Origin of the sequence: Pedobacter frigiditerrae, from assembly GCF_004331645.1 — a bacterium.
Lineage (GTDB): Bacteria > Bacteroidota > Bacteroidia > Sphingobacteriales > Sphingobacteriaceae > Pedobacter > Pedobacter frigiditerrae.
Genome location: NZ_SJSK01000005.1, coordinates 398,027 through 412,452, shown reverse-complemented (window position 1 = coordinate 412,452; position 14,426 = coordinate 398,027). Strand labels below are relative to the sequence as shown.

Genomic DNA, 14,426 nt, shown 5'->3' with positions numbered 1-14,426 from the left:
TTATCAACACGTAAATAAACACTTACTCATCTGCTCATAAACATCATTATTAACGAAGAATTTATTTGTATGGCCTCATTTTAAGTGCTAACCTATTTTAAAACAAAATGAAAAGAAGACGATTTTTAAAAGATACAGGTATATTAAGTTTTGGGTTAGCTATTGCACCAACATTAGGATACGCTGCAATGCTAAAAGAAGATAAACCTTTTGTTTCTCAGCGTCCTGTCCTTAAAAATAGAAAATTTGTGAGTAAGGCAATTGAAGATAAAATACTGGAAATCAAGAAAAAAATCAAAGATCCAGAATTGTCATGGATGTTTGAAAACTGCTTTCCGAATACATTAGACACAACTGTAACATTTAGTGAAGTAAGTGGTAAGGCTGATACTTATGTAATTACGGGTGATATAGATGCCATGTGGGTAAGGGATTCATCGGCTCAGGTTTGGCCTTACTTGCCATTTATAAAAAAAGATAAGGCTTTAGAAAGATTAGTTACAGGGGTAATTAATAGGCACGCCCACAGTATAATGATAGATCCTTATGCCAATGCGTTTTATGAAAATGAGTCTCAAATAGCAGCATGGCGCAAAGAGGAAACTACAATGAAACCTGGGGTTCATGAGCGTAAATGGGAGGTAGATTCTCTTTGTTATGTGATTAGGTTGGCACATGGTTATTGGAAAGCTGACGGTGATTTGTCATGTTTTAACAAGGGTTGGTTAGAAGCCATGAAGGTAATTGTGAAAACATTTAAAGAACAACAAAGAAAAGAGAACAATGGCCCATATAAATTTAAGCGCACAACTAATCGCACAAGTGATACGGCGGCTGGTGGTGGTTTCGGGAATTTAGTTAAACCTAATGGCTTAATTTGCTCAGTTTTTCGTCCTTCGGATGATGGCACAATATTTCCTTATTTAATACCATCCAATTTTTTTGCAGTAGCATCTTTAACGCAACTGGCAGAAATGAGCTTGGTTATTTTTAACAATACAGAATTTGCAAATGAATGTACAAGTTTAGCTAGTGAAGTGAACAAGGCCTTAAGTGATCATGCGATTGTAGATCATAAAAAATTTGGAAAAATGTTGGCTTATGAAGTAGATGGCTATGGATCATCTTATTTAGCAGATGACGCAAATGTGCCAAGTTTGCTTTCTTTGCCTTATCTAGGTGCCATTAGTAAGGTAAATCAAAAACTTTATCAAAATACCAGAAAGTTTTTACTCTCTTACGGAGACAATCCATATTATGCAAAAGGAAAAATTGCACAAGGAATTTCTGGTCCACATGCAGGTAAGGATAATATTTGGCCAATGAGCATCATCATTAGAGGGATGACGTCAGATAAAGAGGACGAAATTATAGATAGCCTAAAAATGTTAAAAGCAACCCATGCAGGTACAGGTTTTATGCATGAATCTTTTTATAAAGACAATGCAAATAGTTTTACACGAAAATGGTTTGCCTGGGCTAACACCCTCTTTGGCGAATTTATCATAAAAATAGCAGAGGAAAGACCGCACTTGCTATCAAATAGTTGGTAATGGCTAAGTTTTTAATTAAAGCCATTTAGAAGCTGTTTAAATTTCAACTAAATAAGTTTATAATGAGTGGTCGTCACCCTGAGTACATTCGAAGGGTTATTATAGGGTATTCAACTACCTGCAGGTTGAGCAACCAGACATGTAATGTTTAAATTTATCCCGAAGGGATGCCTTTGGCATAGGTTAAATTAACACGTTTGCGGGGACGACAGTGTTGGCATTGACTCTTGTTGGCGCCCCCGCCAACAAGGGTATATTACTAAATCTGATGGTAATAAATAGGCAGTCATTTTTAAACAGCTTCTAATACTATGGGTCTTAAATTTTTACGGTAAACAGAGGGTTTTATGCCTTTAACTTTTAAAAACTGCTTATTAAAATTGGCAATGGTATTAAATCCGCTTGCATAACTTATTTGTAAAATTGTCTCTTCAGAATCTATCAATGATTGACAGGCGTAACCTATTTTCATTTCATTTACAAATTCTATATATGTCTTCTTTGTTTTTCTCTTAAAATACCTGCAAAATGCTGGTATACTTAAATTGGCAATATCAGCAATCGTTTTCAGGCTAATCTGATTTCTAAAATTTAAAATGGTATACTCAAAAACATTATTTATTTTATGATTGGAGAATTGATTAGATTCTGTAATTGTAGATAATGTGGCTTTTTCATTTACCCTGCTCATTAACAACATACATTGGCAAAGCAAGGTTATTCTTTCAAAACCTGTTGCGCTAGAAAGTGTAGTCATTAGTGAATTTAGCTGCTTATTTATTATTCCTTTAAATTTAATGCCCAGTACAGCATCAGCTAACAATATCTTTATTTCAGAAAATTCGGGAAGTGCCAAAAAATCCTTTCCTAAAAAGTCAGGCTTGAAATGGATTACCAAAGCACTGCAGGTTTCAATGTCATCATCTTTTTTAAATTCATGGGGTACATTGGATCCTAAGAAAAATATATCTCCAGCATTAAACTCACCTATATAATTACCTATAAAACACATCCCTTTTCCATCCAATTGCAACACCAACTCATATTCTTCATGTTGATGCCATGCTGTTTCAAAAAATGGCGAAGTATATTTTCTTGCTACAAAGGATGCTTGGTCGCTTAATGGTAATTTCTGAACCAATGGCTTCATACTACTGTTTCTTTATCCTTTTTTAGTTTTATAAATACAAATATGGTCAATATAGTTTAAGTATTAAATAAAAAAGTGGTAGACCGTTAATTTTTTGCAGGATATATTTGAGTAACGAAATATAAATTTGACATGGAAAAATTTAAATTAAGCCCACAAGATGAGGCTAAGTATAAACAAGATGGTTTTCTCATTGTAAGAAGTAGTTTTTCAAAGAAAGAGACCGACTTGCTTTATAAATTGGCAAGTGATGAATCGGTTGTAGATCGTTCTATGGATTTTAACGATATGGCTGGGAATAGAACTAGGCTAACCTTATGGTTTACTCCCGGAGATGATTCCTTTGGACTAATGTCAAGATCTGAAAGGATGGTAAATGCTGTTAAAACTCTTTTGGGAGATGAAGGTGAGGTTTGTCATTTTCATTCAAAGGTAATGCAAAAGGAACCAAAAGTTGGTGGTGCTTGGGAGTGGCATCAAGATTATGGTTATTGGTACAAAAATGGCTTTTTATATCCTGAAGCCATGATTTCAGTAATGGTTGCGTTAACCGAAGCTACCGTAGATAATGGTTGTTTGCAGGTTTTAAAGGGAAGCCATTTAATGCAAAGGTTTGAGCATAGTTTTGCAGGAGAACAGCAGGGAGCAGATCAAGCATTTGTAGATGCCGCATCAGCAGTTTGTGATCTTGTATACGTGGAGCTTAAACCTGGTGATGTCTTGTTTTTTCATAGTAATTTGCTACATCGTTCTGCGGCAAACACATCTGAGCAGTCACGTTGGTCAATTATATCTGCATATAACTTAAGTTACAACATTCCATTTAGAGAAAAAAATAAATCTTGCATTACCCCAATTGATGTGGTAGCTGATAGCTGTTTATTAGAAAGTGGCATGAAAAAGATTGATGGTGCTGATTTTTTATCGAAAGAGCAAGAAATAACCTTGCACGTAAAGAAATAAACGATAATCTTTAATTGTGATGAAACTAAAATTCTTTTGTCCCCGTTGGGGCTGCGAATCGTTGTCTTGGGCAGATTTTTTTGACAAGGTAAAGTCTGCAGGATATGATGGTGTAGAAATAGGCTTTCCGTATGACTTAGATGAGGCTGAGCAATATGAGATTTTAAATGGTCTTGAAGTTAATCAGTTAGAGGTAATTGGACAGCATTGGCAAACGGTCGATAGTGATTTTGAAGCACACAAACAAGACTTCAAGAAACAATTGTTAAGTTTAGTGAGTTTGAAGCCACTTTTTATAAATTCTCAAACTGGAAAAGATTACTACTCCATTGACCAGAATTTCATGCTGTTTTCAATTGCAGATAAGATAAGTACAAACCATGCTGTTGAAATTATCCACGAAACACATAGGGGCAAATGGTCATTTGCGGCACATATCACTCAATCTTATTTAGAGCTTGATCCTAGATTAAGAATTACGCTTGATGTTTCACATTGGTTTGCCGTAGCAGAAAGCCTGTTGGAAGATCAAGAAGCGGCATTAGGGTTAGCTATTCAGCATACAGATCATCTACATGCAAGGGTGGGGTTTCAGGAAGGTCCTCAAGTAATAGATCCCAGGTCGCCCGAAAATGAAACAATACTGCTTAGGCATTTAAATATTTGGGATAAGTTAATCTCACTTAAGAGAGAACAAGAAAATTCTTACTTTACGATTACACCAGAATTTGGTGCGCCTCCCTACCAACATCTAATGCCATTTAGTAAATTGCCAATTACCAATCAATGGGATATTAACCTTTGGATGAAAGATTTATTGAAAGATAGATATTCAATTTAACCTTATCATTTAACAATTTTTTGCCTAACTAACCAATATAAATATGAAGTTCGTCTTTTTTTCACTGCTGATACTATCGGTTAATATTAAAGCTGATGCACAAACGATCGGGAGTTGGTGCTTTTCGAGTAAGGGTCTGCCGGTTTATCAGTACACTGGCAAATTGCCATTTTCGGCGGTGGATAAGCAAGGCAAGGATGCTGAACAACCTGAAGATCCTTTTTTTTTATTGGGTAATTATAGGTCTACCCTAATTACCCATGCCAGTGGGCGGTATCAGTTTATTACAGCCGAAAGGGTATGGGCCAGAATAAATGGTGACGATCAAACCAACTATGGTTGGAATGAAGCAAGTCTAACCTTTAATAACAATAAAAAGGAAAAGGAAATAGTTTTAACTGGCATAAATACAATTGCAGCAAACCAAGCTTTGGTAAAAAAGTTGTTTGGGGTGGGTTTTGCAAGATATAGCTATCAACTACCTAACTCCATCCAATGTACACGTACCCTTTCCATAAAACCATCTGAAAAAATAAATACAGGCAATCCATCTTTTATTGTTACTATAAACATAAAGAATAATGGTAGGCAGGCTCAACGCTTAACCTATTCAGAGAAAATGCTGGTTAATTATGTTCCCAATAGGACACAATACACCCTTGCAGAAAATAGGCCTATTGTGTACCATGCCAACATCGCTATTGATCAACAGAAAAAAATGGCAATAGCACGAGTTGATTACAAGGCTAATACTTTTCTTGTTATACCTGATAAAGGAGAAAGGTTTATGCATGATATAGCTCCGCCTTCGGTTTTTATGGTACTGAAAAACGATAATCCTAAGGATGTTTCAACGTTAACAGCCCAAAAGGATACTTTGGCAAGCAATATTGAGCTTGTTATCAAATCCAATGAGACAAAGGTGTTTAGCGTTGTAATTGGTCTTGCGGACGTCAAAAATTTTGATGGGATTGAAAGGCAGGTAATGGATTTGTTTGCTGGTGCAGGTTCTACATTGGCCGATGACGGGCTATTTGCTCAACAATGGAAGGAAAAACTGCCTGACCTCTCTAAGGAAAAAAACGAAATCTTACGTAGGGAAATGCTTTGGAATGCGCATGTCATTGAAGCTTCTGCCAAGTATAGTGAGTATTATAAAGAGACAATGATTCCTCAAGGTTCGGTGTACAGCTACCATTATGGCGATAACATATCTATGAGAGATCACTTGCAGGGGGCATTACCTGCCTGTTATACTAATCCCGAATTGGCCAAGTCGAGCATTCGTTACGTCATTAAGCACTCAGATGCCGACGGGGAAATTAAAAGGGGAAACTCTGGGTTTGGCTATACACCACCCTCAATATATAAAGAAAGTGATCCTCAGCTGTACCTTTTCAATACGTTGGCCGAATATCTTTTGATTACTAAGGATTACAATTTCTTAAATGAAAAGGTTACCTATTATCCAGCCGAGGATGGAAAACAGGATTTGCTTATCAATAGGGTAAAAAAGTATTTTATCTACCTAAGGGATGAAGTAGGCACAGGATCTCATGGCTTGGTGAAAATGTTAAATTCTGACTGGAGTGATAGTTTTTTTCATAAATATTCACCAAATGTTTATGCTGGCACTGCCGAGTCGCACCTTAACTCTGCAATGGTACTTGCTGTGTTTCCTAAGTTGATCAAGGCACTGGAAAGCTCGGGTAATTCTAATGCCAAGGAATTGATCATCGCAATGGAAAATTATAGAAAAAGTTTAGATATAGCTTTTATGAATGATCTAGGAAATAGAAAATTTGCTGCAAGAGCTTTTTTGAATGATAATTTAAAATTTGGCGTAGATGAGGTCTGCATAGAACCACAAGGGTATCTGCTACAGATTCCTTCATTGCCCATTGATAGAAAAAAGGAGATTTATGAATATGTAAAGCGTAAAATATCTGCTCCAGAAAAAATTGGTATAAGGACAAGGGAGAGGCCGCTATGGGGCAGAAACCCTGATGGAGAGGATGGAGGGATTTGGTATTCTTTAGAATATCCTTTGCTTTTGGGTGTGGCTAGTTTTGATAAGGAAGAGGCAATGGCTCTTCTGATGAAGTTTTCCTTCCAGAATTTCGCCACGCAATATCCTGATTATTGGGTAGGGCAGTGGACAGCTCCAGATGAAATTAATTCTACCTTGTACAGGGAAGGCATCTATGCATTTTGGGTCGGTGTCCCTAACTTGAAAACCGCATTTCAAGGCTATTGCTCTCATCCCCATACCTGGCCATTGTTCTGTTATTTCAAGCTTAAAGAATTGAAGTAATTAAGTGGTTGACTACTTATTGACCAAATATTTCATTCGATATTCTGAGGGATTGACTTTTTTTACTTTCTTAAACTGTCTGTTAAAGTAAGAAATACTTTGATAGCCACAGGCATAACCTATTTCTGCAATGCTCAACTCTGTATTGATGAGTTTTTTACAAGCAATTCCAACACGAATATCATTTAGGCTGTCTGAAAAGGTTTTGGAGGTAGCCTTCTTAAAATATCTACAAAATGCGGCGGGGTTCATGTTAGCATAATTCGCTATATTGTTTAGGGAAATATTTGTGTCATGGTTTTTAATCATATAATTATAAATTCCAGTTATCCGCTCTTCATTATTTGATCCGTGGTAAGATTCTGAAAATCCTTCAGAGGCTAATAAGGTATAGGGCTTCTCCGACATTAGCGATAAGATCTCTATCAGGTCAATAACCTGTCTCCATCCCTTATTAGCAATTAAACCTGTAATGATAGGCTCTAATTGAATAGCGTGTTCAGCACTGAAATGAATTCCACGATTTGCCTTTGACAACATCGCATTTACATTTTTCATTTCTGGAACATTAAAAAAATCATTGCCCACAAAATCAATCTCAAAATGTACCAATACAACTTTTGCTGTTAAAAGAGGGTTTTCTTCGTAATATTCCTTATCACTTTGCCAATAATGGGGTAAACCAGGTCCAATTAGAACCAGGTCTTTAAAAGCAAAAGACTCAACACTGTCACCTATAAATCTTGTTCCTTTGTTTTCAAGCGTATATAGCAACTCATATTCCTTATGGTAATGAAATTGGTCGTAGGTATGGGGAACCTCAGCATATTTACAAAAGAATGAATGTTCTGCAGACCTAGTGTTTTTCTGCAAAAATTTTGGTTCCATAATATTTATGCCCTAAAATTAATAATTTGGTTAGTTTGCCGCAATATAGTTCAATTTTATCATATATACATTTGCTTATGGCTTATTAGAAACAATTCATTAATAATTTAAGCACATGTTCGCAAATACAGTTCAATTCTTTGCAAAAAAAATGAAAACTAAAACATTTAATAAAGAATACATTTGATTGTTAATCGCTTAATTTTTTAATCAAGCATTAATAATACTGCATTCACTAACCAAATTATCTAAACATCATAGCAACCTATCTTTTCTGATCATGCTAAACACCAACCATTCTGATTTAAGAGAAATTACTTCACCGCTAGCCGAAGATTTTCTTTTGAATAATCATATAGCCAAAACACTTTACAACCAAGTAGCATGCAAACTGCCCATTATAGATTATCATAATCACTTAAGCCCGGCAATGATGTTGGAAAATAGGAGGTTTAAAAATATTACTGAACTATGGATCAGGGATGATCAATATAAGCACAGACTGATGAGGATTAATGGCGTTTCGGAAGATTTTATAACTGGTAACGCAACAGATGAAGAGAAGTTCTTAGCATGGATGCGAACTTATCCGAAAACATTGGGCAACCCCCTTTATCATTGGTCGCAATTAGAAATAAAGGATATTTTTGGCCCCGGAATAGATTTGTTGAATGATGATCCATTAAAAATTTGGGATGAATGTAATGCCATGTTGGGTGAAGAAGGCTTTAGTGTAATTGATATATTGAATAAATGGAATAGCGAAATTTTATGTACGTCTGATGATTTGCTAGATCAATTGGAAGCGCATCGTACCATATCTAATCGTGAAAGTAAAATTACGGTGTTGCCATCATTAAGAAGTGACTCAATTCTGGCTTTCGAAACAGATGGCTATTTACAATGGCTTAAAAAGTTAGAGGAATTAACAAACAAAAAAATAACAGACCTTAAAACATTCCAAGAGTCGATTAAAAAAAGACTAGATTATTTTCAAGAAGCAGGCTGTTCGCTATCAGACCATGGACTAGATTCTGGTTTCTCATTTTCTGATACAACAGATGATATAGCTTCTAATATTTTCTTGAAATTATTAAATAATGTAAGCTTAAGCCAGAAAGAGATACTACAATTAAAATCCAATTCGCTGAGTTTCTTGGGTGTAGAATATGGTAAACGTAAGCTTACCATGCAATTGCACATGGGAGCGCAACGGAAAACAAGTTCGAGATTAAAAGGTATTGCAGCTAAATTTGGAGGTTTCGCTACCCTCGGAGATCCTTTAAATATAGAAAGCCTTTGTGGTTTCCTTGACTCATTAGAAACAGCCGGGCATTTACCAAGAACTATACTTTATACATTAAATCCATCAGACAACGAAAGAATGGCAACACTTACCGGCTCATTTGCAGAAGATGGGGTAAGGGGTAAGATACAATTTGGACCAGCCTGGTGGTTTAATGATCATTATGATGGTATTAAAAAACAGCTAATTGCAATTTCTAGCTATGGTTTATTGAGTTCATTTATAGGAATGACAAGTGATTCTAGAAGCTTTTTATCCCTCTCTAGACATTATTATTTCAGGAGAATTCTTTGCCACTTAATCGGCGATTGGGTAGATAAAGGGATGTTGCCGGAGGACATTGAAATTCTATCAACATTAGTTAAGGATGTTTGCTACACAAATGCCAAAAATTTAATCACAAAAGGAAACATATAAAAATGAAGGACACAAAAAATACGGTTGCCGTTGTTACTGGTGCAGGTGGAACACTTTGTTCTGAAATGGCACGATCACTTGCTGCAATGGGAATTAAGGTTGCATTAATTGGAAGGGACATTGACAAACTAAAACTGGTAGAAGAGGAAATTAAAAGCAGTGGAGGCATAGCAATTTCAATTAGCGCCGACGTTACCGATCAGCTTGCCGTTGAGCTTGCTCAAGAAAAAATATTGACTCAACTAGGCGAAGTATCTATTTTAATCAATGGTGCTGGTGGCAACCAAAGCGAAGCAATTACTACAATCAATCAATTCGATCCAAAAGAATTGGAAGATCCTCAGCCAGACTTTAGAGGCTTTTTTAATTTAGACATGAACCGCTTTTTCGAGGTTATCAAAACTAATTCGATGGGTTCTATCATTCCATCCTTTGTTTTTGGTAAAGTGATGGCTAAAAACGGTGGGGGTTCAATTATCAATATCGCATCAATGAGTAGCTTTAGGGCACTTTCCCGTGTTGCCGCATATGCATTTGCAAAGGCAGGAATGGTTAATTTTACGCAGTGGTTAGGTGCATATTTAGCCCCGGCAAATATTCGGGTAAATGCGATTGCCCCAGGCTTTTTTTTAAATGAGCGCAGCACAAAACTGCTAACCACGCCAGAGGGAGGTTTTACGGAAAGAGGGGCATCAATTATTAACATTACTCCGATGAAAGACTTTGGTAAGGCGCCTCAATTAATAGGTACAATGAAATACCTGTTAGATGATGAAGCCTCTGGTTTTGTAACTGGAGTAACAATTTCTGTTGATGGTGGATTTTTAGCATCGGCCGGAATTTAATACACAAGAAATGAAAAGATCAATCATAGTTTTTCTGTTAACATATATCGTTTCTATTTCCCAAGCGCAAACATTACCGAAAAACGTAAGGATGATTAGTACCGGTAAGGTAATCCATCGATTTTTCGATACTTCGTCTATTAGCCCATCTGGAAAATATATCGCTTTATTCCGTTTTCCTTATGAAGATCATTCGCCTGTGGCTGGTGATGCGGGAGAGGTAATTTTAATTGACCTTAAGACAGGAAAAGAAAAAGTAGTTGCCAAGTCTAGAGGATGGGAGATGCAACTTGCTGCCAATGTGCAATGGGGTGCAACAGATAATGAACTGTACTTTAATGACGTAGACCCGGTTACCTGGCAAGCGTATGCAGTATGCCTAAATCCATTTACAAAGGTTGCAAAGAGAATGTCCAGCACGGTTTTTATGGTGACAGCAGATGGAAAAAAATTGGCAACCTATAACCTCATCAAATCTACCTTTGCACAGGTTGGTTATGGAGTCATAATTCCAAGAGAAAAAATTTCAAGAAATTACGGTCCAGTGTCTGATGATGGGATTATTGTTACAGATGTAAAGAGCAATTCAAGCAAGCAAATTGTGTCCATAAACCAGATTTACGAGCAAACCCGTCCATCGATTAAAATTAAAAACCCTCAAGATTTTGAGTTCTATTGTTTTCAAGTGAAGTGGAATTTGCAAGGAACCAAGTTACTCACAACCATTCAATGGTCGCCAAAGGGTGGAGGCGAAAGAAAAAGAGCCGTAATTACAATGAATGCTGATGGATCAGATTTGTACACCGCCATAACCCCTGAGCAGTGGGAAAAAGGTGGTCACCATGTTAATTGGATGCCTGATGGCACTCATTTGTCTATGAATTTAAACATAGATGGCAAACCTGGACTGGAAATCATCACTGTAAAGTATGATGGGTCAGAGCTTAAGTCTGTTTACTCACCAGGAAGTGGTCACCCATCCTATAATCCCAAGGGATTGTCATTTGTAATTACTGATGCCTATGCTGGAGAGATGCCCTTGAAGGAGGGTACTTCACCTATTCGATTGATCAATGTTAAAAAACAAACAGAAAAATTGGTCGCTGGTGCACAACTTCCACCCATTAAGGATTTTGAGTTCAGGGTAGATGCGCACCCCACGTGGGACAGAACTGGGAGATATGTGATTTATAATGGTACCCACCTAGGAACGAGAAGTGTTTTTATTGCAGACTTAAAGGATATGCTTCCCGTAAAGAAATAATTGAAATAGAACTAATGATTTGATGTTCGATTTTAACACAAAATAATTAATTAAAGGAGCTTAATGCAAATATTGTATCAGTGTTGGCAAATTAAATGAAATATGATATGGCCTTGTTAATATAAATTTGTGATAGTCAATTTTTTAGTCTTGCCTAATACTTATAACCAAATATGAAAAACCTGCAAAACCTTGACTATTTAGCTGTCGTTATCTATATGTTATTGATGGCTGGGATAGGCTTGTTTCTTGGAAAATTCGTAAAAAACGTTAGCGACTATTTTAAGGGTGGTAATGCGATTCCATGGGTTTCTGGAGCTATCAGTAACTTCATGACAAAATTCAGTACTTTCATATTTGTGGCCTATGCAGGCATTGCCTATACAGATGGCATGATAGCAGTTACGCTCATCTGGAGTACCGTAGTCCCTGCTTTGGTTGGAGCATTTGTGTTCGCAAAAAGATGGAGACGAGCAGGTATCATAACACCAATGGAATATCTTGAGACACGTTTTAGTCCACTGGTTAGGCAAATTTTCTCATGGTCTGGAGTTGCATTTAAAATTTTGGATAACATGGTAAGGCTTTATGCTTTAGCTTTATTTGTTAACGCGGCAACAGGCATCAGCTTGGAAGCATCTATTCTAACCTGTGGTATCATTGTGGCACTATATACAATAGCTGGAGGGCTTTGGGCAGTTGTCATAACCGATGTGGTCCAGTTTGTCATCCTAATTGTGGCTACACTTATATTGTTACCCCTTACTATAGAAGCAGGCGGGGGTTTAAGCCAGATTTTTAGTAAAATGCCAACCCACTTCAATTGGTTTAACGGAAGCAAGGGAATGCCTGTTTACATTATAGTGTATTATTTAATGATTTTAATTAAATACAGTGGTAACTGGACCTTTATTCAACGTTTTTATAGCGTAAAAGACGAGAAGGCAGGTAAGAAACAAGCTTTATTAAGCGCTGCATTTTTCTTCATCTTTCCATTCATCTTTCTTTTTCCGTCTATTGTGGCAAGACAGATCATCCCTGATTTACAAAATCCAGAGATGGCCTATGTTAGCATTTGTCTGAAATTGCTTCCACAGGGAATCATGGGCTTAATGGTTGCTGCCATGTTTGCGGCCACCATGAGCGTACTCAGTGGGGAATATAACGTTACCGCAGGTGTATTGACCAAAGATATTTACCAACGGGTTTTCAAGCCCAACGCCACCGATCAGCAACTTTTATGGGTAGGAAGAAGCATGACACTTTTCTTAGGTGTATTAATAACCATGGGAGCGTTGTTTGTAGGTGGTTTTGGTGGGGCTTTCGAGGCAAATAAATTGTTTACGGGGCTATTTGCCCTCCCAATGACCATCCCTTTAATATTAGGTGTGCTACTAAAAAGGCCAAGTCCAGTTGGTGCCATTGCAACAGTTGTAGTTGGTATAATTACCGGGCTGATTTTGAATTCAACTAGTTCAATCAGTTGGGAGCTGGGAACCTTGATAGAAATCATGGTTTGTGTTACGGTTTTCTTGGCTTCGGGAATAAAAAAGAGTCCAGACGCTGGATACCTACAACGGGTAAAAGCCTTTTTTATGAAGATAAATACGCCTTTAAGAGAAGATCAAAAACCAATTGAAGATTGGAGTTTTCAGCGTTCCATGAATAGGCTCTATGCCATTGCCCTTTTGGTGGTTGGACTTTTGTTCATGGGAATGAGCGTTCCGTCAATAAGTGATAAGAGTGGAATGTCCTCTTTTGTTGCAGGAATAATCTGTATTGTTTTAGCCGCGATCATGTGGTCATTAAACCAAAAGAAAAGTCAAGACAAAAATATTGAAAATCTTAACGCATAAGTGTTGAGGTATAATCTAATAAACCTGTATCAGTAAATGAAACTAAGTTTTTTATTTTTTGGAAATCAGCCCGATGAAAAGTGGGTTCTGGCTAGGCAGATGGGCATTAAATATGCCATCGCAAAATTAGCTCCAGAACTTGCCGGGACTTTGCCTCCATGGGACTATGATTCATTAAAAAGATCGAAGGAAATTTTTGAGCAGAATGGGTTAAAATTAATTGGTTTCGAGGGAGATCAATTTGATATGATCAGAATTAAGTTAGGTTTAGATGGTTATGAGGAGGATATTGAGAAATACATCCAAATGCTTGAAAACATGGGAAAGCTGGGCATAGGTTTGTTGTGTTACAATTTTATGGCTACGGGCTGGTTCAGGACCGATAAAAACTTGGAGGAAAGGGCTGGTGCGCTTGTTTCTGGATTTGATGCTGCAGCTGCAGAGAAGTTGCCATTAACTGAACATGGTTTAATACCTGCTGATAGAATATGGGAGAATTATGCAAATTTTCTGTCAAAAGTTTTGCCAGCGGCAGAAAAAGCAGGGGTAAAAATGGCGCTTCACCCAGATGATCCTCCAGTTCCGGTGCTACAGGGAATTGCTCGCATTTTCATTAATGCAGATTCAATTCGAAAAGCCTTGGCTTTATCAAATAGTCCATCACACGGGCTAACGTTTTGCCAAGGAACGTTTACCACAATGGGCGAGGATGTGAGTGGCTTGATCAAGGAGTTTGGCAATAAGGAAAAAATTTTCTTCGTACACATTCGTGATGTAAAGGGTACTGCATCAAATTTTAGGGAAACCTTCCATGATAACGGGCCAACTGATATGGTAGAAATGTACAAAACCTATTCCGCTATTGGTTTTAATGGGCCAATTAGATCAGATCACGTACCAACAATGGCAGGAGAAAGCAATCAGCAACATGGCTACGAAATGAAAGGCAATCTTTTTGGCATCGGCTACATGAAGGGCATTATGGAAGCATTGAATATTAAGGAAACTGAAACGTATATATAAAAAATA

At 37.1% G+C, this 14,426-nt stretch carries 11 protein-coding genes; 9 read left to right on the top strand and 2 right to left on the bottom strand.

Annotated elements, in window-relative coordinates:
• Positions 1-107 precede the first annotated feature (107 nt).
• Positions 108-1,553, top strand: coding sequence for a glycoside hydrolase family 125 protein (locus EZ428_RS19180; RefSeq protein ID WP_131554816.1), 1,446 nt, complete (start codon positions 108-110; stop codon positions 1,551-1,553).
• 292 nt (positions 1,554-1,845) lie between these two features.
• Here the strand turns inward: EZ428_RS19180 and EZ428_RS19175 are convergent, their stop codons facing one another.
• Positions 1,846-2,703 carry an AraC family transcriptional regulator gene (locus tag EZ428_RS19175; protein WP_131554815.1) on the bottom strand — a complete coding sequence of 286 codons (858 nt, stop codon included), beginning with the start codon at positions 2,701-2,703 and terminating at the stop codon, positions 1,846-1,848.
• 132 nt (positions 2,704-2,835) lie between these two features.
• Between EZ428_RS19175 and EZ428_RS19170 the strand changes: the two genes are divergently transcribed.
• From EZ428_RS19170 to EZ428_RS19160, 3 genes are read left to right on the top strand one after another with little or no spacing between them, the layout of a single operon-like run.
• Complete coding sequence (locus EZ428_RS19170; protein ID WP_131554814.1) at positions 2,836-3,666, top strand: phytanoyl-CoA dioxygenase family protein; 831 nt, start codon at positions 2,836-2,838, stop codon at positions 3,664-3,666.
• Between the two features lie 19 nt (positions 3,667-3,685).
• On the top strand, positions 3,686-4,507 hold the full coding sequence (locus EZ428_RS19165; RefSeq protein ID WP_131554813.1) for a sugar phosphate isomerase/epimerase: 822 nt from the start codon (positions 3,686-3,688) through the stop codon (positions 4,505-4,507).
• A 43-nt stretch (positions 4,508-4,550) separates the two neighbouring features.
• Positions 4,551-6,821, top strand: coding sequence for a GH36-type glycosyl hydrolase domain-containing protein (locus EZ428_RS19160; RefSeq protein WP_131554812.1), 2,271 nt, complete (start codon positions 4,551-4,553; stop codon positions 6,819-6,821).
• Positions 6,822-6,833: 12 nt separating this feature from the next.
• Here the strand turns inward: EZ428_RS19160 and EZ428_RS19155 are convergent, their stop codons facing one another.
• Complete coding sequence (locus EZ428_RS19155) at positions 6,834-7,709, bottom strand: AraC family transcriptional regulator (protein ID WP_131554811.1); 876 nt, start codon at positions 7,707-7,709, stop codon at positions 6,834-6,836.
• A gap of 280 nt (positions 7,710-7,989) precedes the next feature.
• On the opposite strand from EZ428_RS19155, the gene uxaC reads away from it, so the two are divergent.
• The 5 genes from uxaC to EZ428_RS19130 all read left to right on the top strand — a co-directional run bounded on the left by uxaC (position 7,990) and on the right by EZ428_RS19130 (position 14,420).
• Positions 7,990-9,432, top strand: a complete 1,443-nt coding sequence (uxaC, locus tag EZ428_RS19150; protein WP_131554810.1) for a glucuronate isomerase — start codon at positions 7,990-7,992, stop codon at positions 9,430-9,432.
• A gap of 2 nt (positions 9,433-9,434) precedes the next feature.
• On the top strand, positions 9,435-10,277 hold the full coding sequence (locus tag EZ428_RS19145) for an SDR family NAD(P)-dependent oxidoreductase (RefSeq protein ID WP_131554809.1): 843 nt from the start codon (positions 9,435-9,437) through the stop codon (positions 10,275-10,277).
• Between the two features lie 10 nt (positions 10,278-10,287).
• Entirely contained in the window at positions 10,288-11,541 is a 1,254-nt protein-coding gene (locus EZ428_RS19140) for a TolB-like translocation protein (RefSeq protein ID WP_131554808.1), read from the top strand.
• Positions 11,542-11,714: 173 nt separating this feature from the next.
• Complete coding sequence (locus EZ428_RS19135) at positions 11,715-13,397, top strand: sodium:solute symporter family protein (RefSeq protein WP_131554807.1); 1,683 nt, start codon at positions 11,715-11,717, stop codon at positions 13,395-13,397.
• A 36-nt stretch (positions 13,398-13,433) separates the two neighbouring features.
• Positions 13,434-14,420 carry a mannonate dehydratase gene (locus EZ428_RS19130; protein WP_131554806.1) on the top strand — a complete coding sequence of 329 codons (987 nt, stop codon included), beginning with the start codon at positions 13,434-13,436 and terminating at the stop codon, positions 14,418-14,420.
• The last annotated feature ends 6 nt before the right edge of the window (positions 14,421-14,426 follow it).